The sequence below is a fragment of the Kiritimatiellia bacterium genome (genome assembly GCA_025054615.1).
Classification (GTDB): domain Bacteria; phylum Verrucomicrobiota; class Kiritimatiellia; order CAIVKH01; family CAIVKH01; genus JANWZO01.
Map to the genome: position 1 here is coordinate 1 of JANWZO010000019.1, position 25,695 is coordinate 25,695.

General features: G+C 60.4%; 16 protein-coding genes. 8 read left to right on the plus strand and 8 right to left on the minus strand.

Going from position 1 to position 25,695, the window contains the following annotated elements; all coding sequences use genetic code 11:
- Nucleotides 1-93: 93 nt before the first annotated feature.
- Entirely contained in the window at nucleotides 94-6,921 is a 6,828-nt protein-coding gene (locus NZ740_08765) for a S8 family serine peptidase (GenBank protein MCS6772098.1), read from the plus strand.
- 36 nt (nucleotides 6,922-6,957) lie between these two features.
- Here NZ740_08765 and NZ740_08770 read toward each other — a convergent pair whose 3' ends face one another.
- Nucleotides 6,958-7,686, minus strand: coding sequence for a hypothetical protein (locus tag NZ740_08770; GenBank protein ID MCS6772099.1), 729 nt, complete (start codon nucleotides 7,684-7,686; stop codon nucleotides 6,958-6,960).
- A gap of 68 nt (nucleotides 7,687-7,754) precedes the next feature.
- On the opposite strand from NZ740_08770, the gene NZ740_08775 reads away from it, so the two are divergent.
- Entirely contained in the window at nucleotides 7,755-8,711 is a 957-nt protein-coding gene (locus tag NZ740_08775; GenBank protein ID MCS6772100.1) for a 3-methyladenine DNA glycosylase, read from the plus strand.
- 53 nt (nucleotides 8,712-8,764) lie between these two features.
- Here NZ740_08775 and NZ740_08780 read toward each other — a convergent pair whose 3' ends face one another.
- From NZ740_08780 to NZ740_08800, 5 genes are read right to left on the minus strand one after another with little or no spacing between them, the layout of a single operon-like run.
- On the minus strand, nucleotides 8,765-10,756 hold the full coding sequence (locus NZ740_08780; GenBank protein ID MCS6772101.1) for a cation-translocating P-type ATPase: 1,992 nt from the start codon (nucleotides 10,754-10,756) through the stop codon (nucleotides 8,765-8,767).
- On the minus strand, nucleotides 10,753-11,793 hold the full coding sequence (locus NZ740_08785; protein MCS6772102.1) for a protease modulator HflK: 1,041 nt from the start codon (nucleotides 11,791-11,793) through the stop codon (nucleotides 10,753-10,755). The genes NZ740_08780 and NZ740_08785 overlap by 4 nt, the downstream gene beginning before the upstream one ends.
- A complete protein-coding gene (locus NZ740_08790) occupies nucleotides 11,790-12,713 on the minus strand; it encodes a protease modulator HflC (protein ID MCS6772103.1) in 924 nt (307 codons plus the stop codon). Before NZ740_08790 ends, NZ740_08785 begins: the two co-directional genes overlap by 4 nt.
- Nucleotides 12,710-14,563 (minus strand): protease modulator HflK, encoded by a 1,854-nt coding sequence (locus NZ740_08795; protein MCS6772104.1) that lies wholly within the window; start codon nucleotides 14,561-14,563, stop codon nucleotides 12,710-12,712. Before NZ740_08795 ends, NZ740_08790 begins: the two co-directional genes overlap by 4 nt.
- Nucleotides 14,560-15,468: a hypothetical protein gene (locus NZ740_08800; protein ID MCS6772105.1), complete on the minus strand. Its 909-nt coding sequence runs from the start codon at nucleotides 15,466-15,468 to the stop codon at nucleotides 14,560-14,562. The genes NZ740_08795 and NZ740_08800 overlap by 4 nt, the downstream gene beginning before the upstream one ends.
- A 256-nt stretch (nucleotides 15,469-15,724) precedes the next feature.
- Here NZ740_08800 and lpxK point away from each other — a divergent pair, with 256 nt between their 5' ends.
- The 5 genes from lpxK to NZ740_08825 are packed head-to-tail and all read left to right on the plus strand — an operon-like array spanning nucleotide 15,725 to nucleotide 21,904.
- Nucleotides 15,725-16,891 carry a tetraacyldisaccharide 4'-kinase gene (gene lpxK / locus NZ740_08805; GenBank protein ID MCS6772106.1) on the plus strand — a complete coding sequence of 389 codons (1,167 nt, stop codon included), beginning with the start codon at nucleotides 15,725-15,727 and terminating at the stop codon, nucleotides 16,889-16,891.
- A 13-nt stretch (nucleotides 16,892-16,904) separates the two neighbouring features.
- Nucleotides 16,905-17,867 (plus strand): lipopolysaccharide heptosyltransferase II, encoded by a 963-nt coding sequence (gene waaF, locus NZ740_08810; GenBank protein MCS6772107.1) that lies wholly within the window; start codon nucleotides 16,905-16,907, stop codon nucleotides 17,865-17,867.
- Entirely contained in the window at nucleotides 17,864-18,649 is a 786-nt protein-coding gene (locus NZ740_08815; protein MCS6772108.1) for a glycosyltransferase family 2 protein, read from the plus strand. The genes waaF and NZ740_08815 overlap by 4 nt, the downstream gene beginning before the upstream one ends.
- Nucleotides 18,642-19,715 (plus strand): glycosyltransferase family 4 protein, encoded by a 1,074-nt coding sequence (locus NZ740_08820; GenBank protein MCS6772109.1) that lies wholly within the window; start codon nucleotides 18,642-18,644, stop codon nucleotides 19,713-19,715. The genes NZ740_08815 and NZ740_08820 overlap by 8 nt, the downstream gene beginning before the upstream one ends.
- Nucleotides 19,712-21,904: a lipopolysaccharide kinase InaA family protein gene (locus NZ740_08825; GenBank protein MCS6772110.1), complete on the plus strand. Its 2,193-nt coding sequence runs from the start codon at nucleotides 19,712-19,714 to the stop codon at nucleotides 21,902-21,904. The genes NZ740_08820 and NZ740_08825 overlap by 4 nt, the downstream gene beginning before the upstream one ends.
- Here the strand turns inward: NZ740_08825 and NZ740_08830 are convergent.
- On the minus strand, nucleotides 21,856-22,842 hold the full coding sequence (locus NZ740_08830; GenBank protein ID MCS6772111.1) for a lysophospholipid acyltransferase family protein: 987 nt from the start codon (nucleotides 22,840-22,842) through the stop codon (nucleotides 21,856-21,858). The two genes, NZ740_08825 and NZ740_08830, sit on opposite strands and share 49 nt — an antisense overlap.
- A gap of 102 nt (nucleotides 22,843-22,944) precedes the next feature.
- Between NZ740_08830 and NZ740_08835 the strand changes: the two genes are divergently transcribed.
- Nucleotides 22,945-24,042: a glycosyltransferase family 4 protein gene (locus NZ740_08835; protein ID MCS6772112.1), complete on the plus strand. Its 1,098-nt coding sequence runs from the start codon at nucleotides 22,945-22,947 to the stop codon at nucleotides 24,040-24,042.
- Here NZ740_08835 and NZ740_08840 read toward each other — a convergent pair.
- On the minus strand, nucleotides 23,979-25,670 hold the full coding sequence (locus NZ740_08840; GenBank protein MCS6772113.1) for a phospholipid carrier-dependent glycosyltransferase: 1,692 nt from the start codon (nucleotides 25,668-25,670) through the stop codon (nucleotides 23,979-23,981). The genes NZ740_08835 and NZ740_08840 overlap by 64 nt on opposite strands.
- Nucleotides 25,671-25,695 lie beyond the last annotated feature (25 nt).

Sequence of the window (25,695 nt, forward strand, 5' to 3'; positions counted from 1 at the left end):
GAAAATGGCGCCAATACAGCGGCGCGGACGAAGGCAACGATTCATCGCCAAAACGTTCATGAAAAATTCGTCTGTATGTTGTAGTATTTAATTGTGAGCCGTGTTGTCAGCGCGTGGCTGCTCGTCATATGGCTGCACGCGACGCCGATCCCGGCGATGGCAGATCCCGGTCCGATTGGCGGAGCGCAGGGCGGAACTGTCGAACCGGTGGCTGAAGCGCACCCGGAGATCTTTCTAGTAGGGTGGCGCGATAGCTGGCGGAAAGAGGCTCGAATCGCGGCTCATCGACGAGTCGGGGCGCAGTTTATCCGTGAGTTCAAACGCTCGAAAGTGGACGTGGTCCGCATTCGCCGTGAGGCCGACCGCGAACGCGCCATCAAGGCCTACCGCAGCCGTCGTGAGGTCCGATTTGTTGAGCCTAATTACCGGCTTCGAAAATTAGTAGTCCCGAATGATCCGATGTTTTCAGACCTGTGGGGTCTACGAAACATAGGACAGGGTGGCGGAGTTCCCGGAGCCGACATTAATGTGACAAATGTTTGGGCGCTCTATGGTACCGGAAATACAAATGTCATCGTCGCTGTGATCGATACGGGAATCGACGTTACACACCCCGACCTCGTCGCCAATCTCTGGCAAAACCCCGGTGAGATTCCAGGAAATGCGGTAGATGACGATGGAAACGGTATTGTTGACGACGTCTTCGGCGCGCGTTGGACCAACGGTGATGGATCTCCGACCTCCGGCAATCCGATGGATGGAGATGGACACGGAACACACGTCGGGGGAACGATCGGCGCTGTCGGCAATAACAATCTCGGCGTCGCAGGAGTCAACTGGGCCGTTCGGTTGATGGCTCTCAAATTTCTGGACGATAGTGGATCCGGTTGGACTGCGGATGCGATCGCCGCGATCGAATACGCGATCTCAAAGGGCGCCCATATCCTCAACAATTCATGGGGTGGAGGCCGTTTTTCGCAGGCCCTTGAGGAGGCCATTGAGGCAGCGGGGGACGCAGACCAGCTTTTTATCGCCGCTGCCGGAAACAGCAACAATGACAACGATTCAGTTCCAATGTATCCCGCCTCTTACGATGCGTGGAACATCATCGCTGTGGCGTCCAGCGATCGAAGGGATAGGATGTCATCATTCAGCTCCTATGGTCGTTCATCCGTAGACCTGGCTGCGCCGGGCAGTGCAATTCGCAGTACGGTGCCCGGTGCCGGATATGACGACTACAGCGGGACATCAATGGCCACTCCGCATGTCGCCGGCGCGGCCGCTCTCCTGAAGTCAATTTTTCCGAATGCTACGGCGGAACAATTAAAGCAAATGATCCTCGATGGAGCGCGCCGCCTTCCTGTCTGGGAGGGGAAGACGGTCACTGGTGGTCGTTTGGATGTCGGCGAAAGCGTGCGGATCGGCCTGTTGCCGCCGGTCGTTCAACCGGTATCCTCCTTTTTCGCGAGCAGCGCTGATTTCTCCAATTATGTGGATCTGGTCTGGTCAAGCCCGACGTCGGCTTTGTTCTCTCATGTTGTCGTTCGTTCGAACACGAATGGCTATCCCGGCAATTGGTCCGAAGGTGCGCTGGTTTATACCGGGGTTGCTGAAGCGGTACGGGATGAGCCGCTGGAAGTGGGGCAGCGAAGATTCTATTCGATCTGGGCGGTATACTCGACCGGGTCCACGACCTTCTATTCCGCGGCTCGCCACGCGAGCGTAACAGTGGGTGGGGACCCGACCGATTATTTTACGGAGATCTTCTCCGCGAACGACAACGACCTCTCCTACAAGACCTTGACGCTGATCCCCGACGGTTCACTAAATCGATATTCGGCCTTCTCCGACCCGGCGACGAATTTTTTTGTCGATCCCTCCGGAGGTGTTCCGCTTTCTCTCGGGGATGATTCCTTCGTCGCCGTCGCCATCACCGGCGGTCCTTCTGTGAAACTTTATGGTGTCGCCTACACAAATTTGTTTGTTGGATCCAATGGATATATTTCATTCGGTACGGGAGACACCCGCTACGTTGAACGTCTTTCCACTCACTTTGACCGGCCCCGCATCTCGCTGTTGTTCGACGACCTGAACCCGGCGAGCGGCGGAATCGTTTCACGCAAGCAGTTGGCAGATCGCTTTGTCCTCACTTATCAAAATGTCCCGGAATACGGCGCAAGCTCCCCAAACAGTTTCCAGGCGGAGCTGTTCTTCGATGGCCGAATTCGCATCACTTGGCTGGCTTTGGCTGCGCGAGACGGCCTCGCCGGCATTTCGGCCGGGAATGGTTTACCGGCGAATTTTGCCGAGAGCGACTTGACGTCTTATCCGCCGTTCGACGAGCTGCGAGTATCCCCTGCTTCGGCTTATGAGCCTGCCGGTATCGCCGGTGGTCCGTTTGCGCCGGCCGAATTCGTTTATGTTCTCTCAAATTCGATGGCCCTGACCATTTCATGGTCGTCCGGACTTTCGGTCAATTGGCTTGAGATCTCACCGCGCTCGGGCGTTCTGGCTTCGGGGGAGACCGTTAGCGTGACAGTGTCCGTTTCGGCTGTGGCCCAGACTTTGGCGCCGGGCCTATATGAGGGTTGGATCTATTTTACGAACCAGACTAGCGGGCGAATCCATGCGCGGTCGGTGCGATTGAGTGCCGCGCGTCCGGATTATACCGCCCTCTACTTTGCGGATCGTCACCGCCGCCCGGATCCTGTATTGCCGGCCTTGCGGAGCGTTGGATATCTGGTGCGGGTGGCCACCAATTGGCCCGCATTTGTGTCGAGCTTGCAGACCGGCGAATACTTCATTGCTGCAGCGGTCTCGCAGAATGGCCCGCCTTCGCCGGCTGCGTTTTCGGCGATGTCCAACTATTTGTCGAACGGTGGGCGCGCTCTGCTCATTGACCGCTCCAAAAATCCGATGTGGGCAGAGTTATTCGGCGCGGCGCCGGTCGGGTCGGACAATCGAAACCCGGTGATCATCACGGAGCCGGATCTTTCCGCAGGTATTTCAAACCCAATGACTTTGTTCAATCCAGGACAACCCCGATTCTCGTGGGGTCTTTCCCCGCAGACCGGTTCGGAATCAATCGCGGAATACCGCGACGGCCGCTCGGCCCTAGTGTGGGGAAATCAGCGCAGGACCGCCATTCTGGGTTTCACCGCTGATGCCCTCCCCACGAACCAGGCAATCCGCTTTTTCGAAAATTTGATCAGACTGATTGAATCCGGCGAGGTCGCGTTATCGGTCGAGCCGCCCACGCGCTGGGAAATTTCCGGATTTGAAGGGGGGCCTTTCAGCCCGGATGAGCGACTGTTCACCGTACGCAATCATTCCTCGAATCCGATCCCCTGGTCTGTAGCGGCGTCCGCTTCATGGCTGTCTTTGGCGCCATCAAACGGAGTTGTGGCGCCCCACGACGCCCAGATAATCACGGCGAGAGTTGCCTCTTTGGCGGATGAATTGCCGCCGGGCGAGCAGCACCAGATGCTCGTGTTCAGCAACACCGTGTCGGGCGGCGTGATCAAACGACAGGTGAGGATTCTTGTTCAGCAGCTACCTGGCGAAATCATTGTATGGGACAGCATCTCGCCGACCAATGACACAGCGATGCCGTTCGGCGATCTGACGGTGGGAAATTCACGAAGTGAGCAGATCCGGATCGCCAACATCAGCGCGGACCGTCCGTTGGAGATTTTCGGTATCGGCCTGTTCAGTGCTGATGCCTCGGAGGCCGGGGGGTTGACGGTTGACTCGGTGCCGAAGTTCCGCCAGACCGACCGCCCTCGTGAGCCTTATCATCCGCACATTCTTATCGTAGGTTTCAAAGATGGAATTCAGGCGGCTCAACGGGACGCGATTCATCGTCGGATTGGCGCGGAGAGGCTGCGGCGTTTTCGACGGATTGCGGCCGATGTTGTGGAGTTGAACAAACAAGCGGACATTCACGCCGTCCGAAAACAGTATCTCGCGGATCCTGCGGTCGCCTACGCGGACCTCAACTACTTGGTGTCCACCCTCATAATTCCAAACGATCCGCTCTTCGGGCAGCTTTGGGGCCTCCGAAACGTGGGTCAGACGGGGGGAATGCCCGGCGCGGATATTCGCGCGCCCGCTGCATGGTCGCTTGTGCGGGGCGGGAGCAACGTCATCGTGGCCGTTATCGATACGGGGATCGATTACTCCCATCCGGATCTAGTGGAGAACATGTGGCGAAATCCAGGCGAAATTCCGGACAACGGGGTTGATGACGATGCGAACGGCGTTATTGACGATGTGTACGGTGCACGATGGACCTCCGGGACCGGTGTGCCCGTCAGCGGAGATCCGATGGACGACAACGCCCATGGCACACACGTTGCCGGCACGATCGGCGCGAGGGGCGACAATGGGATCGGCGTGGTCGGCGTCAACTGGCGTGCGCGAATGATGGCGCTAAAATTTCTGAATCAATCGGGTGCGGGGTACACGGCGGACGCCGTCGCGGCTCTTGAATACGCGATCGACATGGGCGCCCGAATTTCGAACAACTCGTGGGGCGGCGGGGGCTGGTCCCACGCGCTCAAAAACATGATCGATGCGGCTTCAGCGGCAGGGCACCTCTTCGTTGCCGCGGCAGGAAACTCCAATTCTGACAATGATGTAGCTCCTTCCTACCCGGCTTCCTATCCCTGCTCAAATATTTTGGCGGTCGCCAGCAGCGACCATAACGACCAACGTTCGGCGTTTTCTTCCTATGGCCGGACTACCGTCCATCTTGCGGCGCCCGGGTCCACGATCCTGAGTACCGTACCTGGTGGAGGGTACACGAATTTTAGCGGCACTTCGATGGCCACGCCCCATGTCGCAGGGGCTGCCGCGCTGATCTGGTCACTCAATCCGCTTCTCTCCGATCAGGCCGTAAAGGAGGCGATCATAAGCGGCGTGGATGTTTTGCCGGAGTGGACGAACCGCGTGTTGTCGGGAGGTCGCCTCAATCTTGAAAGGGCGTTGCGCCGAATTTCCCCCCATTTCCATATCGAAGGCGCTGAGATTCTTCCCGCCATAGTGCCGCCGGGGGGCGAACTGCCGCTCACGGTCCATTATGCGCCTCGAACCCCCGGCAGCCACACGGGCCGGGTGTGGATTCTGTCGAATGATCGGTTTTCTCCGACAACCACCGTCTGGCTAGCCGGTTCGGGATTGCCCGACGCTCTGAACATTTCACCGCCGGGCGGAGCGCTTATGAGAGGTCCGGAAGGCGGCCCGTTCTCTCCGCCATCCATCATCTACAGGCTGTCGAACCAGGGTACTTCGCCGATCTCTTGGTCAGCATCCGCCTCCGCCAACTGGATGAGTGTCTCACCCTCTGAAGGGCTGCTGGAGCCACTGCAGACCTCGAGTGTCCAGATTACGATCGCGCCCTCGGCCTTTTCGCTTTTGCCTGGAAGCTATGGCGGTTCGGTTGAATTCGTCAATCAGTCGTCCGGAGTGACCAACATCAGGGAAGTCCTGCTGTTGGTTGAGCCGCAACTGTGCGACGCCGTGGACGCCTGCGAAATGGTATGGTCTTCCGGAGGGGCGGTCCGCTGGATTGCGCAAACCAACGTGTCAGCCGACGGGGTCGATGCCGCAGAGAGCGGCGCGATCGGAGATGATGAAGCCAGTTGGATTGAGACAACAGTGGAAGGCCCGGGGATCTTGTCGTTCGATTGGAAGGTCTCTTCGGAGGAGGGCTATGATTTCCTCAACTTTGAGGTCAATGGGATTACGCGGGCCAGCATCAGCGGCGAGAATGATTGGGAAACACGCCATGTTGAGCTCTCCAATGGGGTTCACGAGTTGCGATGGACCTATGTAAAGGATTTCAGCATTGCATGGGGTGAAGATCGCGGATGGCTCGACCGGGTTGTCTTTCGCCGTTATATCTTTGCGCCCGCATCAGACCACGCTGGCAATTACGGCGCGGCTCCGTCCAATTTCACGCACGGCGCGAACCAGGGGCGCGGCTTTGGTCCGTGGGTCATCGACTCCAGCGGGAATGCCACCGCGGATCTCTTCAACTCGAGCGCGGCGAGTGCCAACATCAATTCAGAAAATGGCGCGGCTTTTCGCTTCTTCGGCGGGGCGGGCGGCGCTTTCGTAAATGCGATTCGAACCTTCGGGTCGCCGCTCAGGTCCGGGGATACATTCAGCGTGACTATCGCATACAACTGGAACGGCGGCGCCCGCGGCTTGAGCCTGTTGGCGAACAACGATGAAGAGCTGTTCAACGTCAATTTCGGACCGGGTGACCTCCTGACTTTCAGGTGGACAAACGGGTCTCCAATCCATCTCTCGACCTACTGGTCGCCCACCACGATTCTCCGAATTGCCGCAACGCAACTTGGCAGCAATCAGCTCACCGTTTCATTGGCGCGCAACGACGGTTTTCAAACGAATCTGTTGTCCAGCAGTCTATTATATCCTGCGGCCAAGGTCAGGTTCTACAACGGTGGTCACCCGGGCGATAACATCCGATATGCGCTATTCGCAAACTATCTTGGGATCGCCCGCTCTAATGCCCATGACGCCGACCAAGATGGTCTGCCGGATTGGTGGGAGTCGGAGTATTTTGGAAATCCGACCAACGCGAGCCCCGATGCGCTCGCCGCGGAAGGTTCCTACACGTTGCTCGAGGCGTGGGTGGCCGATTTGAATCCGCTGGATCCGGCGGCCTCCTTCCCGCGAGCCGGCATAACGCTGGGCCCCGACTCGAGCCCTCGCGTTTGGATTGAACCGACCTCGGTCCAACGGCTCTACGGGGTCGATTCGACAACAAATCTGGCGACGCCGATTTGGATTCCGCATCTGCCGATGGCCACGGGCACAGGCGGTTCGGTGACGATTCCCGTCACCCATGAGGAACCAGCCCGCGTGTATCGAGCCACCATCCGCCTGCCCTAAGGTCGGACCACGGCGTTGATGGGGCCGGTGCTCGAATCAAAAGGCGTAAAGGATGCCGAGGCCAATCCCGTAGGAATCAAGGGGGAATTCGCCGAAGGCGAACGGCTCATCGGCATTTTTGCTGTAGTACGCCTTGGCGTCGACTGTGGCGTTGAGAATCGCGCGGGTGTAAACGTTCAGCGAGAAGTTTTCGGAGAGCGAGATGTCGATACCCAGTCCCACCACGGCAGCCAGCGGATCATCTATATCCATGACGCGACGACCAAAGGGTCCGGCCCGACGCCACGATTCGTCAGCCTCGAATTCGGTGGAAAAGAGACCGATTCCCAGTTCGGCGAAGGGTGAGATCCGCTCTTCCACCTTCATGCGGCCAATTGCGTAAACGATTGGTCCGTAAAGATTGATATATCCGTCAGACCCATCCTCGTCCCGAGTGTCAATATCCATTTCGTCATAGGACAGCCCGACGCCGAAATGTTTGTGGAAAAAATACTGCGCGTAGATTCGGGTAGGCATGTAGTTCTGGTCGACTTCCAATTCACTGATGGTCCCGATGAAACGACCCGAATACGAGGTCGGGCGGGACGGGTCGGCAAAAGGGTTGAGCGTTCCTTTACGCGTATCCTCGGCGAGCCAAATGTGGAGAGCCCGAGTTCCGACTTCCAAATTCTCCCACCATCGGGCGGCTTGTTCAGTTTCTTGAGCTTTCGCCGCGAAAAAGCCGGCAAGATAGATGGCGAAGATCCGAAAAATACGAGTCGACATTTGAAGCCTCCGTGAAAAGATCTCAGTGGGTGTAATGTCTCCTTTCGAATTTGGCAAGAAACCATTGCATGATGACGTTCAAACCAGCCCCAACTGATGGGACCTTCTACCGACTTTCCGAGGCGGAATGGACCGCCCGTCGGGCAGCTCATGAGGAACGGCTGCGGCCGGTGGTCGAACCTCATCTCGCGAGGCAATCCCGCCATGAATCGCACCCGGTAATCGATTTCCTATTTCAGTATTACGGGTATCGGGCGTCGGCGCTCCTGCGCTGGAGCCCGGGACTCGGCGTGATTCTAGAAGGGGATCGAGCCCGTGAGTTTTTGCGGGACCCTCGGTATGAAGAACGCGATGGCGGAGTTGCCCTCAGGAGTCCACGCTTCTCGCCCACTCGTCTCGAGGGGATCCGTTGGATATTGAATCTGCTTGAGACGACGGCGAGCCGGCCGCCGCGTTTCGGATGTTTCGGCATGCATGAATGGGCGATGGTCTACCGCGCTTCTTCTCGCCGCCATTCGGGTGTCCCGCTAAGGATGGGGGACGACGAACTGGCAAAATTCGTCGAGGTGCAGCGCATCGCTTGTTCCCATTACGATGCATTTCGCTTTTTCACCCCCGCGGCGCGTCCGCTCAACCGGTTGCAGCCCTCTGCGCAAAATCGAATCGAGCTCGAACAGCGCGGCTGCCTCCACACCAACATGGATTTATACAAATGGGCGATGAAAATTTGGCCCTGGGTCGAATCGGAGCTGGTCGGCGACGCATTCCTGTTGGCTCTCGAAATCCGAGAGCTTGACATGCGCGCAAGCCCCTACGATCTGAGTCGATATGGTTATGCCCCCGTACGGATTGAGACGCCCGAGGGACGACTAGAGTATTCCCGTTTGCAGCAGCATCTCGCTGAAAAGGCCGTTCCTGTTCGTCTGCGGCTCATTGACGCCTACTGCAAGGTCTTGAATTCGACGACACCCAACGTCGAGTACGCCGGATCGTGCTGTGGCGAATCCCTGAGTGGGACTGCCTAGCCGTCCAACTCACTTCGGCAAGGCCGGCGAGCCCTCAACCGCTGCAGAAGCAGTCAGGAATTTTGGGGGCTCTCCATCGGCCGAGGATTGAGGTGGTCCGTCCCGTCGGGCCGGCCGACATCCTCCTCTTCGCCTTCTCGGACTAGACGCGCACTGTTGAAGACAACAATCATCGAACCGGCATTGTGAGTGAGGGCGGCCAGGATGGGATGCATCCAGCCAAGGCCGGACAGAGAGAGTCCCACGGCGATGAAGACCAGACCGATGGCGAGATTTTGATAGACGACCTTGCGGGCCGAGCGGGACAGTCGAATCAGGAAGGGGATGCGCCGAAGATCGTTGCTCATGAGGGCAATCGCCGCACTGTGAATCGCCACGTCGCGCCCGGCGACCCCCATCGCAATGCCAGTATCGCTTGCCGCGAGCGCGGGGGCGTCGTTCACGCCATCTCCCACAAAAGCGACCCGATAGCCTTTCGCTTTTAGCGAATTGACCCAATCCACCTTTTCGGCAGGTAGGCATTCGGCTCGCCATTCAATCGATCCGGCTGCGGCGCCGATTTCATCTGCCAGTCGTCGCGCAACGGCCTCTCGATCTCCCGTGACCATGGCCAGTTTTCGAATGCCGGACATGGCGGCTAACTCGGCGAGGGCCTGACTTGCTTCCGGCCGGATCTGATCGCGAAGACCGATCCAGCCCAGATAAGCGCCGCCTTCCGCCACGTGGATGGTGCTCAAGGATTCCACGCGGGCCTCGGAGTCGGATTCGAGCGACGGATCGGTCACCCCGTTTTCCCGCAACCATGAGGCCCGCCCGCACACGAGAAGCCTGTCTCCCAAACGCGCGCGGACCCCACGGCCCGGTTCTTCGTGAAAATCGGTGACGGAAGCCGGTGCGATTCCCGCCTGTTCCGCGAGCTGGAGAATCGCGCGGGCCGCCGGATGCTGGCTAAGGGACTCGGCGGCAGCGGCCGCTCCGAGCAGCCGCGCGGGCTCGACGTTCCTAACCGGGGCGAGACGGACCACGCCCAGCATCCCGGAGGTCAATGTGCCCGTCTTGTCGAAAACAAACGCATCGATTTGCGCAGCACCCTCGAGATATGCCACGTCTTTGATGAGAATCCCCCTTCGCGCCGCGGCGGATAACGCCGCGACCATCGCGGTGGGCATGGCCAGGATAAAAGCACAGGGGCACGAAATCACCAAAAGGGCAACGACCCGGTCCCAATCATCTGTAAAGTACCAGACGATCGCCGCAAGCATCAGGACGGCCGGGGTGTAGTAACCGGCGTATCGGTCAACAAGCCGCATGACCGGCAGCCGGGTCTTCTCCGCGGCGAGGATAAGCTCGCGAACGCGGCCAATTGTTGTGTCTTCCCCTGCTCGAGTCACCTCGACGTCGATGGCGCCCGTCAGATTCAGGGTTCCGGCAAATACCTCGTTGCCGGGTTCACGGTCGACGGGTAGCGATTCTCCCGTAATCGCAGATTCGTCGAGGGTGGTCCGTCCGCCGCGAATCACGCCATCGGCAGCCACGTGGTCGCCCGGGCGGATTCGAATTAGGTCGCCGGGACGAAGATGGCTGGCGGGCACTTCCTCTTCCGTGCCGTCGGGTCGAATTCGCCGCGCCACTGCTGGGGTAAGACGGATCAGGCTTTCAATCGCCCGGTGCGCGCCCTCGGCTGTGCGAGTTTCGATCACGAGCGAGAGCAACATGAAAAAGGCAACAATGCCCGCGGTTCGGAAATCGCCCTGCGCCATGGCCGCTAGGACGGCCAGCGCGACCAGTTCATCCATATGCAGGTGCCCGCGGATAAGGTCGCGCAGAGCGGCGAGGAAGATCGGAGCCGCCAGAACCAGGGCCCCCGCCGCCGCGCTCATCTCCGCAGCCAGCGGATTGTCAGGCAGAAGCCAGTCCGCTACATAGGAATTGAGCACCAAGGCCGCCCCCGTCCAAAGCCATCCCGCCCGAACCCGATGATGGGCGTGATTTTCAGGTGCCGCCGGTGAGCAGCCGCACGAGGCTGATGGGGCGGTACGCTTCACGGGGCAGTCGACTCCCGTACCGCGGAAGGCGGCGATCCAAAATTCATGCGCAGCTCCGTTTCTTTCCCGCCGGCAACAATCACCTTTCGCCCCGCGTTGGCTAGCGCCTCTCGGACCGCATCCTGGCGCAATGTTTCCCTGACGAGCGCAGGATCCTTCTCCCAGGCAGATTGAAGCGATCGAAAGGCGTCCGCCCGAGCGGTTACCGTCGCCACACGCCGCTCCTTTTCGGACTCGGCAGCAACGCGGGCCCGGTCAGCCTCCGCCTTCGCTTCGTTCAAGGTTCGGGTTGCCTCCGCCCTCGCCTGGTTGCTCTGCTGGTCGCGCTCTTGGGCGGCCTGAATGACTGAGTCGAATGCGGACGCCGTCTCCTTAGGCGGCGCAACCGCGAGTAAATCCACTCCCTGTATTCGCAGGGCGAGCCCGATTTCGTCCATGCGTCTTCGAAGCTCGGCCTCGACATCCGCGCGAAGCGAATCGATATCGCCCCGCATCGCACGGTCGATCGGATAGGCCGCGCTGACGCGGATCACCGCCCGCTCCAACTCCGCGAGCAGGGTGCGCGTCGGATCCTCATGCCCGAAAGCGTACCGCCTCGGGTCAGCGATGGTATATCGCACGGCCCATCGGGAGTGCAGGACATTCGCGTCCCCGGTCATGGCATAGCCCGGGCCTACTTCGTCCAGGCCTTCCGCCATGCGAGCGGAGCGAGTCGCCTCATCGACGGAATGCCAAAAACGGGCTGTGGTAACGCTTTGGACGCGCCCCGCCGGAATTCGGATGATCTCCGTGAAGGGTCGGGGAAGCGTCCAGTGCAATCCTGGTTCGGCGATGACATCGGCGCCAGTTCCGGCAGCCTTCCCGAAAAGCAGCACGATCGCACGCTCATGCTGGTCGACGATGAATATCCCCGAGGCCGCATAACCGATACCGACCAGTACGAGGAGCAACCGCAGGATGCGAAAGGCTGACCGCAGCGCGTTAGCGAGCGCCTCCTGTCCGGTAGCCGGTATTTGTTTAAGAGGTCCTTGTTTCACGGATCGGGAATTGTCTTGGAGGACGTGTTGCCTGGAGGGGTATTCGGTGTCGGCAGCAGGAGGTCGAAAGGCTCCACATCCGCTCCGAGAACCAGCGTGGCACGCTCCCCGACGGTCTCCCGAAGCGCATCTAGCTTGCGGAGCCAAAGGGCCAGCTCAAGATTTTCAGCGAAAATCCGATAGGATTTGGCGGCCTCCGCTTCTGCCTCGGCGCGAATCCGGCGGGCATCCGCCTCCGCGCGGGCCAGAAACTGTGCGCGCTCGCTGTCGGCCCGCGCTCGAATTCGAATGGCTTCCGCCTCGCCTTCGGATCGATACTGCTCGGCCAACTCTTTTCGCTCAGCGCGCATGCGCTCATACACGGATTGAAGGATAGAGTCCGGCAGACCCAATCGCCGTATTCCCACGAAGCAAACCTCAATCCCGTATCTGCGGTCCGCCTCACTTCTGACCGCCGCCAAAACCTCCCTTTCGATCTGGTCGTGCACAAGCCGCTCCGCCGCTGTGTTGACCAACTCGGAGAAGAGTGCCTTCCCAACGGCCGCGCTCTTGTATGTTCGAATCAGGCCGTCCAGACTGGCTTCAGCCTGCTCGACTGAACCCAGGCGCTCGAGAAAGAGAAGGGGGTCGCGAATCCGCCATCCGCAATACATGGACATCAGGATATTTTTGCCGTCGGCCGTAAGGGTCTCCTCATAGGCGCTCCGGAGCGTATGGATCCGGCCGTCGAAGCGGTGAACTCGTTCAAGGGGCCAGGGGAGCCGCGTTTGGAGTCCCGCCTCTTTTATCGTGCGGTGAGGGCGGCCCATGCGTGTGATGACGGCCAACTCACCCTCTCGGACGATGAACAAAAACTGCAGCACGGCGAACAACGCGAAGAGGGCGCATCCAACAGCCAATGGCAAACGACGTGCGGTCATGGCGTTTCATCTCCGAGTGGAAAGGGAGCGAGCTCATAGAGTTCCGGCAGGCTCTGGCCTCTGAGGTCGAAAAACAGGCTCTTTCTCGCCTCGGGGTGTGCGAGCACAGTATACGGCCGGTCGTGCAGCGCGTCCCGAACGGCGGTAAGCCGCAGATCCTGTCGAAGCACTGCCGACGCGGCCCGATCCGATTCGAGAAGACTTGAAAAAAAAGCGGCCTCCGAAGCCGCGCGCTGTCGCACGGACTCTGCATCGGCCTCTGCCTCGAGGCGAATCTTCTCGGTCTCGGCCTGCGCACGCGGGGCGACCGAGGCGGAATAGGCCCTTGCCTCCAGTAACCGGGCGTGCCTTTGTTCCACCGCGGCAATCACTGACTGGAACGCGTCGGCGGCGGGCACGGGCGGATGGATGCCCAGGTCCATCACTGACTCAATTTCCACTCCGATCCCAAGGCGGTCAGCGTCGCGCTGGATTTCAGCACGTACATGCTCGGCGAAATCGCGTCGCCCCCCTCCGAGCAGGTCAAGAAGGTCGCGGGCAGCGAAAGTCCGCGTCACGACGCGATACGCACAATCCCGGAGCAGTTCACCCGGATCACGGTGTGTATAGGCGAAGGCGAGGGTGTTCGTGACGCGATACTCGACCGAAAGATTGATCGTGGCGACATTGACACCGGCCGCTTCCGAGTCAATTCGACCACCACGCGGCCGGGCTGCCGTCACGAAAATTTCCTCATCCGAGTAGTGGGGCACTGTCCAGAGTATCGTCGCAGGACGTTGAGAGGCCGTGCCCGCTTCGAAACCAACGTCGAATCGCAAGATTCGCTTGGCTTCCACCCGGCGCACGGTCTCGATAGGCCAGGGCGCCAGCAAGTGGAAACCGCTGTCCAGTCTCCATTCCGGCGAAACGGGTCGACCGAGGCGCTCCCGGATGCCAACTTCGTGAGGCTCAATAAACACGAGCGAAGTCAATCCGTACAACAGGACTGCCTCCAGCGCTACGATGGGCAAAACGCCCTTCCGAAGAAAATGGCGAAGCGCTTCCTGTCCGGATCGGACGCCGAATTGGTAATCCACAGATGATGCAAGCGACCGGGACCATCCGGTCGGATCGGTGAGCCACTCGCCGATTCGACTTTGGATGGTCGGCAGTCTTCGATGGACCGGCACATAGAAAGCGGCCAGAACTAATACAGCCTGCTCGATCGCGAGCACCCCTCCGGCAACCAGGAAAAGAAGTTGCAGAATGCGGTCCGCCTGCCACCCCTCCACACGTGAGGCAACGGAAGCTGCTGCGGCGGCGAAGGTTGCCAACGAAATGATTCCCAGCGCGATCCCCGCCGGGCGCGCAGGGGCAGTCGATTTGTCTCGTGAGATCGCGATGAGGAAGCGGCTGCAGAGAAAGAAAGCGAAGCCCTCCGCGACGAGAAAGGCGGTTGCGACAAGCGGATCGACCTGCAGGTCGGCCGACGGGGCTGTCGGTCGTTGGAGCCTGATCCATGCCCACGCCCCGAGTCCGAGCGCCAGGGCAACTGAAGCGGAGGGGATCCCGAACCTTTCGAATCTCGCCAGGGAACGTGCCGCGGTGAACGGCTCGTCGGATCCGGTGCTGAACAGCGCCGTCTGAGCCGGGCTCTGGGTGCTCCGCTCTTGCGACTCTTCATTGGCAAGCCGGCGAAACCGGGCGTGCGCGAGTGACAATGCGCTGACAATCGCGGCCCACGCCGTCAACGCCAGCCAGCCTTCCCAGAAGGCGAGGGGAACCTTTGAAGCAAGTGCCGCATTTACGGCGGCGCCCAAGGCCAGGGAGCCAAGCCCCACGGCGATCGCTTGTTCAGCGGTCGACTTCATCCGCGCAGTTCCATGCCTCGAAAGGCAGCGATTCCGGACGAGATTACCGCCGTGAGATACGCCAACGTATAGAGAGCAGCCTTTCCCACATAAGCCCACGGGATGCCATCGCCCGCCAGCGCGTCTGCTGCCCAGAAATGTTGGAAGTTGGGAAGAACCGCATCAGCGAGACCGAAGAGCGGAAAATTAGAGGCGCGGCGAGCAAATAAATAATCCGACATGAGCCCTAGCATGAAAATTGAGCTGCAAACGGCGAGCGAAGGCACGATGTCCAGCCTCGTGGCGAGCGAAGTCGCAATCCCCGTCAGCAGCAGGATTGCAAGCGAAATCAAGGCTGAGGCCGGAACAATTTCGAGAGGCAGATGGAACGATTCGGACGCATCCCCCGCGTGACTTCCCGCGAAGCCGCCGACAACGACAGCGGCCGGCACGAAAAGGAGCAACGCGCCAAACGCGCGCGAGGCAAACGGCACGCGCAGGAAAAAGTTCTGAACGCCCCCTGCTGCCAGCGCGAGGAGGATGGCCACAAGAAGCGGGCCGGAGCCCCACAAGTCATAACTGAATTGCAAGGAGGCCGTCCGCGTGGCGAGGAGCACAGCGCATCCCATCAGCAGGGAAAACGCCATCATGACAAAAGCCACACCAACGTATTTTCCGATGAAAAATACCGGCCGCGCCACCGGCTTTGACAAAATCGCGGATGCCGTTCCGCCGCGGAGTTCAGCGCGAAGCGCAGCACAGGCGATCAGGACGCCGAGGATGAGCCCGAGCACAAAATGAAGAGCAAGGGCGCTGTCGCGCACGAGGCGTTCGCCCTCATGCAAAGTATGCGTGAACACAAATGGCATGCAAGCGATAAAGGTGAGCGCAGCCGCCGTCAGCAACACAGTGATTGGCAGACGCACAGCTTCCAGAGCCGTTAACTGAGCAATCGCGAAGCCTTGTCGGACTGCAAGACGCATGAGATTAAGTGTACGCACGGCGCCAATTTCTGCCACGCGAATTGTTGGAGATGGGCGATATCGCGACAGTTCCTGCTGATTCGCATGTGTTATCTTCAGAATTATCGAGCGCATCGGGACAGCGGGATTGACCCTCGATGAGCAAGCTGGCACCATCCCTAATCGGACTCCGGAATAACCGCCCATCTACCCGGCGCGAATGGCAGCTCGCGATTTCATTGAACGAGCCGAGGCCTATGTCCTCAGCGTCATCGAAGATCGTCGGCATGGATTCTGGCCCGGATTGCTGCGAGCCTTCCTCTGGGTGCTTTCACTCGTCTTCCATGCGCTGGTTCAAATTCGACTGTGGTTGTACCGCGTGGGCATCTTCCGTCCGCACGCCCTAGGATGCCAGGTGATCAGCATCGGCAACCTCACCGTCGGCGGGACCGGCAAAACGCCGATTGTCGAAGTCTTCGCCCGCACGCTGCAGCGCAGCGGCCGGAAAGTGGCGATCCTCAGCCGTGGATACCGCAAGGAAGAAGATCCTCTCCTCACGCGGCTGTGGCGCGCGATCACGTTTGACGTTCAGCAGACTCCGCCGCGCGTAGTCTCGGATGGTAAACACCTGCTGCTTGATGCGGCGCTCAGCGGAGACGAGCCCTTCATGCTGGCACAAAATCTCCCCGAGGTCGTGGTTCTCGTGGATGCCAATCGCGTGAAGGCTGGCCGATATGCCATCAAGAAATTCGGATGCGACACGCTGATCCTCGATGACGGATTTCAATACCTGCATTTGAAGCACCGGCTCGATATCGTGCTTGTCGATCGGACGAATCCGTTTGGGAACCGACGGCTGCTGCCGCGGGGAATTCTGCGGGAGCCGATCTCCAACATCAATCGCGCCGGATTTATTTTCATCACCAAATCGAATGGCGACGGCGCGACCGAACTCAAGCAACTGTTGCGGCGATACAATCCGCACGCGGAGATCTCGGAATGCAGGCACTCTCCGAAATATCTGCAGGACATCTACACGAAGGAGCGACTTCCGCTTGACTATCTCAAAGGGTTGCCGGTCGCGGCCGTCTCCGGCATCGCTTCGCCAAAAGGGTTCGAGGACGAACTGATCCGGCTCGGCGCGCGCGTCTTGTACCACAAGCGCTATGCTGACCATCACCGCTACACGCAGCTCGAAATCATTGATGTGATCAACAAGGGATTGCAGCGGGGCGCGCGGATCGTCGTTACGACGGAGAAGGATGCCGTTCGGTTTCCGATGCTCGAGCGGCGCGACCTTCCACTGTATTTCCTGCGGGTTGAAATTGAAATGTTGTCCGGAGCCGATGAATTCCGCGCGTGGATCAACCGAATCTGCTTCAAATAAGGGCGCCTGCCTCGTGGTCGGCGTCAATTGGATCGGCGACGCCGTCATGTCGATGCCCGCCCTGCAGGCATGGCGGCGGGTGAATCCGGGTACACGTCTGTTGCTGCTAACCAAATCACCGCTGGCGCCGCTTTGGATGCTTCATCGGGCGCCCGACGAGATTTTGTTGTATGGAGATTCTATCTCATCGATCGGATGCGCCGCCCGCGAAATCGCCAAACGCGGCATTTCCCGCGCTGTGATCATGCCGAATTCATTTCGCGCCGCCCTCCCCCCGTTTCTCGCCCGTGTGCCGGAGCGCGTCGGGCGCGCCGGCCATTGGCGGAGGTGGCTGCTTACGTCGGTGGCGCCCGACCCGGCGCCGGGCCATCAGTCCTTGGAGGCCTATGATCTGTTGGGATTGGCTCGGCCGCCGACGGGACCGGAAACGCCCGCGCTCCACGTGCCCGAGGAGGCCATGGTGTCGGCCCGCAGAACAGTCGGACGTCTTGCTCGGCCACTTCTGGCGGTCATGCCCGGCGCGGCGAGGGGTCCATCCAAGCGTTGGCCCGCCCTTTCGTTTGGGCGCGTGGCCTCGCGCTGGCACGCGGAGACCGGCGGCGGCGTGGTGGCTCTCGGGTCCGCGGCCGATCGCGAATGCTGCGATCAGGCGACAATCGGGATTGAGGAATCCCTGAACCTCGCAGGTCAGACGAGCCTTTTGGAGTGGGTGGCGCTGCTCGCAGTCTGTGACGCCGTGGTTTGTAATGACAGCGGAGGAATGCACGTCGCCGCCGCGCTCGGTCGGCCCGTGGTGGCGGTCTTCGGCGCTACGGATCCGGCCGTCACCGGCCCGATCGGCCCCCTCGTGCGGGTTGTCACGGACGACGGTCCACGATCGCGCGATATCGGCCGAAGGGACCGGGACGCGGAAAAGCGGCTCGCCGCGTTGCCGCCGTCCCGCGTCTATGCGGCGTTGCGGGAGCTGGTTCCGTGAAGACTCGGCCGAAAATTTCCGCATGTGTGACCACCTTCAACGAGGAGAGGAATATTCGCCGTTGTCTCGAAAGCGTCCGTTGGTGCGACGAAATCGTTGTGGTGGACAGCTTCAGTTCCGATCGGACCGTTGAAATATGCCGCGAGTACACGCCGCGCGTCTACCAGCATCCCTGGCAGGGGTACATCGGTCAGAAGAATTACATTCGCCGACTCGCTTCGCACGAGTGGATTCTTTTCATCGACGCGGACGAGGAAGTTTCGCCAGAACTCCGAGAGGAAATTGAAAGGGAACTCGCCTCCAACGATGGGCGAATCGCAGGGTATCGCTTTCCTCGGATGGTCAATTATCTCGGCAAATGGATTCGCCACGGCGAGTGGTATCCGGATTACAAACTTCGTTTGTTTCTGCGCGAACGGGGCCGGAGCGGCGGCACGGAGCCCCATGACCAGGTCTTTGTCGATGGGGAGGTCAAAACCCTCAAGAGCCCGCTCTATCACTACACCTACGACGATATTCATGACCACCTGGAGACCATGAACCGCTTTTCCAGCATTACCGCGCGTGAAAAGTTCAAAATTCACGCCCGATTTCGTTGGCGGGATTTTCTGTTGCGGCCTCCGTTGCGCTTTCTAAAGGCTTATATTTTTCGGGGCGGTTTCCTCGACGGGCGGCGCGGGTTCCTGATCGCCGTCATCAGCGCATTCGGCGTGTGCATGAAATACGCCAAACTGTGGGAACTTGAGTACCGACAGCAACAGGGCGAACGGCCCGATGTCTGAAGCCGAACGCCGATCGATCCTTCTGATTGAAAAGTCCTTTCTGAAGCCGCCCCCCGATCCATTGAGAGGTGGCGAGTTGTTCACCATGGCCTTGGCGAGGGATTTGGCCCGAACTATGAGGCCCCTTCTCGTTCCCGCCCATGTGGCGTGGCGATCCGAGTTCAGCTTTCGCGGATTCGGCGGATGCGCCGTTTTCTCGCGCACTCCCCTGCGCGGTTTGTGGAGCACGCCTGTGTGGCTTCGCGCCATCGGAGATCGGCGATTTGCTACGCTGATCCTAGGGAATGTGGCCAACGGGCTCATCCCGCTGTTGACATGGCTGCATCTTCGGCGCACGGCTGAGAGATTGGTGCTCATTGCGCACCGGACCCCATCAGGGCGATTCTTACGAAGCCTCCGCCGCTGGCAGGTCCGAATCGTTGCCGTCAATTCAGAGATCGCTCGGCAGTTTTGCGACCACGGCTTTCGAGACGTTTCTATCGATTACGGCGTTGCGGATTGGCAGCGATTCCGGCCCGCTTCGTTTCGCGAGGGGCAGCCTGTGCGGTTCATCGTGCTCGGCGCCCTCGACCAACCTTGGAAGGGCGCAGCGGAGGCGGTCCAGGCGTTTTGCCGCTTATCCCCACGGGCGCGCGAGCGAGCCGAACTCCATCTCGCCGGATATCTTCAGCCTCCCTCGTTTGAAATCCCCGGCCTTTTCGTGCATCGATGGATGCGGGAAAACGAGATTCCCGACTTTTTGCGCGAGATGGATGTGATCGTGTGCCCTTCGCGGGACGAGGGCGTGATGCGCGAGACCTTCTCTCAAGCCATGGTGCAGGGAATGCTGAGTGGGCTGCCGGTTCTCGCGCGCGATTTGCCGGTATATCGGGAGAAATTGGAGCAGGGCGGGGGATTCCTATTCGCAGATGTGAATCAACTTTCTGCTCTGATGGAACTTATGATTTTCAATCCGGATTCCCGACGGCGCGAGGGGAATCGGGCACGAGCGATCGCGCTTGAGCGGTATTGCTGGGACACGGATCGATTTTTGGCCAGCCACATAGATGTTTCAGGCGGATCGTGAACGGCGGCCTCCAACGATTTGGGCCATGGATCGGGCAAATTTCTCCGTCGTTCGACACTCCGGTCGTCCGCCGTCGGCTCGAGCAATTTGACGAATGGCTGTCGAAGGCGAGGCAGAGGCGGCCAGGGCACGCCGAACGGATTTTCTTGGCGGACCTCGATATTGGAGATCGCACCGTGCCCGTCGTCATTCGTGTCGGTGCGCCGGTGTCGGCGTTGGTGTCCTGGGCGGCTCAGGCATTCGGGCTTTCCGAGGCCCGTGCGTTTGCCGCCGCGATGCGATTGATGCCTTATGGACCAGCGGCGCCGGAACCGGTAGCGTGGTTGATTCGCTGGGAGGGCAGCCGAATCGCCGCTCGTTTTCTAATCAGCCGCCGTATCGACCCATCCACCAGCCTTCGAGATGCGCTTGACGAAGCGTTCAGACGGCCCTGCGATTGTGACTTCGTTCTCGCGATGCTATCGGCCGTTTCGCGCACGATTCGCGCAATGCACGACGCCGGCGTACAACACCGCGACCTCGGCAACCAAAACATCCTTCTTCAGCAAGCGGCTCCCGACGACTGGCGTGCAGTGGTTATTGACCTCGGCCGGGCACGACTGTTCGACCGCCCGTTGCGGATCGGGGAGCGAGCGGCCGACTTCGGACGCCTGGACCTGCCCGGCGAGCTGTTTCGCATCTTGTGCGAAATGTATTTTGCCTCGCGCCCTACTAAGTCCTTTTATCGGGCCGTTCGGATCGCGCATTCATTGTATCAGATTCGGGCACGAACTCGATGGTTGCGCCATCCGATTTCTCATTGGCGGAACAGGAAGAAGGAGGCAGCTCATCGCTTGGCGCCGGACCCGCGCGATATCTGGATCTGGGACGAAAAGACGGCGCAGCCAGTTGCCGCGTGGTCTCGTCGGGAGCGCATGAGGTGGTATCCCCACTCAAATTTTGTCGCGATCGGAACCACTGCGATCCGCCTTTTCCCCGCGGCTGCAAAAGCTTTTTCGGATTTGGCGTCACGCGCCTTCGGTTCGCGGCGTAGAATGGAGTCGATCTGGGGAATAGCGGTGGAGCCAAGGCCCGAATCGTGGGAGGAAGAGCGACAGTGGCTACAGCAAATGCCAGGATTGCCCGTGCTCATCCGCGTTTATCGGCACAAAGGCCAGGATCACTGGCGTTTTGTTTGCGAAGCCGGCCGGCGCCTTGCCCAAGATGGTTTTTCTGTCAGTTATTCACTCTGCCAGGACCGCGCCGCGGTGCGCGATCCGGCCCTGTGGCGTGAGATGTGCGATTTCGTGGTCGATCGTTCGGCCGAATTTGCCGAAGCGCTCGAAATCGGGCACGCCATCAATCGGGTGAAATGGGGTCTCTGGCATATCCGGGAATATGCCCAGCTCGCGGCAGCCGCTGCGCTTAGCGCGCGCCGCGTTCCGAGGTTGGCGTTGATGGGGCCCGCATGCATTGATTTTGAGTTTCACCAGGCGGCTGCATTTCTGAAGGTCCTGCCCGAGGAACTTCGGTTGGATGCTTTTTCCCACCATCTCTACGTAGACCGCCGGGGTTCCCCGGAGACGCGCCAGTTAGGGTTTTCTACGGTGGAAAAATTTGCGCTCGCCCGGGCCGTCGCCGCAGCGTCAGGCCGATGCGGGGAGCGAGTGGTGGTGTCAGAAGTGAACTGGCCGCTAGCAGATGCCGGCGAATACTCGCCCGTCGGCTGCCCCTACCTTTATCCCGGACAATCTCTTGGCCGTCCGGCCGTCGATGAAAACACCTACGCTCGTTACATGCTCCGCTACCTCCTGCAGGCCGCATGCAGCGGGCTGGTCGACCGCGTGTACTGGTGGCGGCTCGTCGCGCGCGGGTATGGGCTGGTGGATGATCTCTCAAATCCCTGGCGACCAAGGCCCGCGTATTTCGCCTGGCGACGACTTCTCGAGATGCTCGAAGGCGCAGAATTCGTGCGGAATATTGAAGTCGGAAAAGGAGCCTACCTCCACCAGTTTCGACGCCGCGACGGCGAATGTGTGGCCGTTGGCTACTCGTGGGAAGGACCTCGGCCGCTTCCCGCCAGCCTGCATTTTCGGCGGGCTGAATTATGGGATGGAAAGCTGCTCGAGCCGTCGCGGCCAAGCCTCGGTGAAGACCCGATCTATCTTCGTGGTGTGTCGATGGGGTCTGACGCGGTCGACGGAGGCTGAGTTTTCCAGCGTCGGTGAATCCAGAGCCATTGTTCAGGATGCGCGCGGATGATGCGTTCGAGGACGGCGGTGTACCGCGCGGTGTATTCGCGAATGGTGGCCGATCGTAGATCTGGCGGCGGCTCGATTGGCGATTCAAGATGAAGCTGGTGGCGGCCCCTTTCTTCCCGAATCATGTATGCGGGAAAGACAGGCGCCCTGGCCAGCGCGCTCGCGATCGCCAGGCCCGGCGTTGTGCAGGCCGGTCGCCCGAAAAACGGTACGAAAATGCCGCGCCTCAAACGCATGTTTTGGTCCAGCGGCATGGCAACGATTTCGCCGCGTGCCAACGCGCGGAGGATCGGCCGTAGAGATCCATCCCGCGAATAGAGTCGCAGGCCCATCCGCTCGCGTCTCCGGCAAACGAACGCCGACACACCTCGCGCCTTGATTGGTTTCACGACGCAGCCGACCGGGCCCCAGCGTGAGGCCGCTGCCGCCATGAGCTCCCAATTCCCGATGTGCGCCGTTAGGATAAGCGCCCCCTTGCCGGCGGCCAGCGCGGCTTCCAACGCCGAGCCGCCGGTGATCGAAACGTGTCCGGCGAATTCCCTGGAGCGATGGCCGCTGTAGCGCAACCACTCGACCGCCGACCAACCGAGGTGCCGGAACATCGAGGCAATCACCTTACTGGCGTCATCTTGCCCGAGCCCAAGACTTTGCATGACGGCGGATTCTGCTTCGCGCCGTCGGTTTCGGAGGGCCACCGAAAGCGCGAATCCCGCCGCAGTGCCCAACGGGCGAAGTGCCTCGTCGGGCAATCGTTCCGCGGCGAACGCGATGGCTTCGAGCGCGAGGCTTGCCGGGTACCGCATGACGTCATTGCCGACGAGGCGCGCCCGCTTGTCAACGCCGGCGAATCCGCGCTTGCGCGGTCGGCGGCATCGCACTAGCGTCATTCCTACATTGCCTGCAGTCCGACAGATGGCGTCCACCAGGTTCCGGCGATGCCTTTCCACCCGGAGGACAGAGTCGGGGGGCCGAGGTCTTGGCATAGCGCCATGAAAGTCCTCTACCTGACGCGCGAAAGTGATTTGCCGGAAACGCATTTGATGATCGGACTTCAAGCGGCCGGTTTCGAGGGATCCGTGATGGGATCCCTGTTGCCAGCCCTCGAAGCAAAAGTGCGTCAAGCAGGTCTGCTGACCGAACTGCTGGAAATTCGCTCCCGGCTGGATGCGGCCGCCGTGCGGCGGGTTCGTCAGCGCATACGCGAGTGGCGGCCAGACATTGTCCAATGTTTCACCTCGCGCGCGCTGACGTGCGCTCTTGCCTCGCGCCTGCCGGCGGATGTCTGTCTAGTCGCGTATAGAGGAGCGATTGGCCGGCTCTCCCGCTTTGATCCCGCCAATGTTTTCGGCGTCTTTCACCGCCGTGTGGACGGAATCCTGTGCCTGTCCGACTCTATTGTGGAAGCGCTGGCCGCGCGAGGAGTGCCGCGGTCAAAGCTGTTCAAGATCCATAAGGGCCATGAGCCGTCGTGGTACCCTGCGGAGCCGTCGGAGCGGCGGCGCGATCCCAGCGAATTTGTCATCGGGTTCATCGGGAACATGCGGAGGGTGAAAGGCGCTCATGTACTTCTTGAAGCGGCGCGTCATCTCGATTCTCGCTTGAAATATCGCCTCGTACTCATCGGAGAGATTTTGGATCCGCTGGCGCGCGAGTTGATCCGTTCGCCAGAGCATGCCGGTCGCATCGAGGCGCCTGGCTTTGTGCCAGATGCCTTCCGGCGCATACGAGAATTCGATGTGCTGGTGGTTCCCTCGCTGGAGGGCGAGGGACTTTCCAAAGCCGCGATCGAGGCGATGGCTCAGCGTGTGCCGGTGGTTGCCTCCGCGTCCGGAGGGCTGGTGGAATTGGTCGAGGACGGCGTATCGGGCAGGCTCGTTCCACCGGGTAATCCGAATGAGCTGGCCCGGGTGCTCATGGATTTGGCCGGCGATCCGGCTGCTCGGGAGCGGCTTGCCGAGGCGGCGTATGCGCGGATTACCCGAGAATATCACATCTCAAGGACAGTTCAGCAGGTGGCAGAGATTTATAGATTGTTGCGGTCGGCCCGTCCCGCGCGAAAAAGCAGTCGCGGCATATTGCCGTCATGAAATTGGTCAATGAGTTGCCAGCCAGCCGCTTCAAGCTCGGCGCGTAGGGCCTCATCTCTTCCGGCCATCAGGTAGCCGAACGGCGGGTCTGACCCGGGTTCCCAGAGTGGTATCGTTCGTCGCGAATATAGTAGCATCTTTCCGTCGGGTGGCTCATAGGCGTCCGGGAGGTTGGGGGACATCGCGTAGGCCAGCGGTTCATCGCCCACTATAGCCATCACGCGGGCGACTTCGCCGCGTTGTCGGTAGCGGCTATGGTGCGAATGGGCGTAGTCGTACAGCAGCGGTGTCGCAGCCACGGCCATCCAGATAGCCGTCCAGATCGCCACGCCCTCCAAATCGAGCTTTTGCGCGTGGCTGACAACCCGCCGCGCTAGGGTTGCCAGCACGGCCCCCAGAATAATAACGAACCACGCGGGCAGGACCGCGATCTCCGGCCGATGGAGTAGGCCGGCATTGAGCAGCGCGGGCTGCAAAAGCCCGAAGAGAGCCAGCGCGACCGAAACGGCGAAGAGCAGCCAACCGTGCGCCGGCGCGGCGACCCTCAACCACCGCGGCATGGCGCCAGAACAACCGACCTGCATGGAAGCGACGGCGACAAGCAGCCCCGTGGCCGCGAGGATGGGAAGGATGTAACGCTGTTGCTTGGCAGCAGGCAGGGACATCAGCAAAAAAATGGCGGCAAACCAGGCCGCGGGAACCTTCACGGCATGGGCTTGGATGGAGATCCTTTTGCGAAAGATTTCAACCCACGCCGCAACCAGCCAGATCGACCACGGCGCCACCAAACCGATCAAACCGAGGTAGTACCAGGGAGGCTGGAATTCGGTGCGCGCTGCGCGATATTCGCCCCCCATGATTCGCGCCGCTTCGGGCACGCTGGAAATCGCAAACACATACCAAGGCGCGGTTAGCAACCCCGCGAGGATCAGGGCCGCGGCCAACCCCAACCACTGACGCCGCTCCGGTCTCAGAAGGCCGATCAGGACTGCGGCGGGAATCAGGGTCATCACCAAAGAAATTGGGCCTTTCACGAGATGGGCGCAGGCCGTAAACAAGCCGAAGCCCGCCCAGCCAGACACTAACACGAGCCGGCTCTCTTTTTCGCTGCTGCGGCGCTGAAGTATGGCCTCCAGCGCGCACAGTATGGCCAGCGTGGAGAAGGCAAATAGGTAAGCGTCGTAGGTTGCCATCCGAAGATTACGCAAAAACAGCAGGCTTGTGCCGGTGGCAGCAGCCGCAAGCCAGCCGAACGCGCTGCTGTGCAGAAGAGTCCCGATACGCCAAATCGCCAGCAGCGCAAATATCCCGAGAGATGCCGCCACGAGCCGCGCACGGAATACCAGGACGTCCACTGGATCTTTCGAGGGATCGAGGTCCCGCCAGGCCAATAAATGCAGCCAGACGGCGAGGGGCGGTTTGTTCACTCGCGGGGATCCGTTCCACGTAGGCAGCTTCCACGATTCGGAATCGGTTTGGAGGCGAAGCCAGGTTTCCTGCGAAGAGGCAAGCGTCATCACCTCCATGTGGTATTCGCAGTCGGCCGATCCCAACCCGGCAAAGAGCGGCGGCATGACCAGGAGCATTAAGAGCGCTGCGCGGGCGGCGAACGGCGAAGGAAGCTTCATCGGGCGCGTTTATATCGGCTGCCCC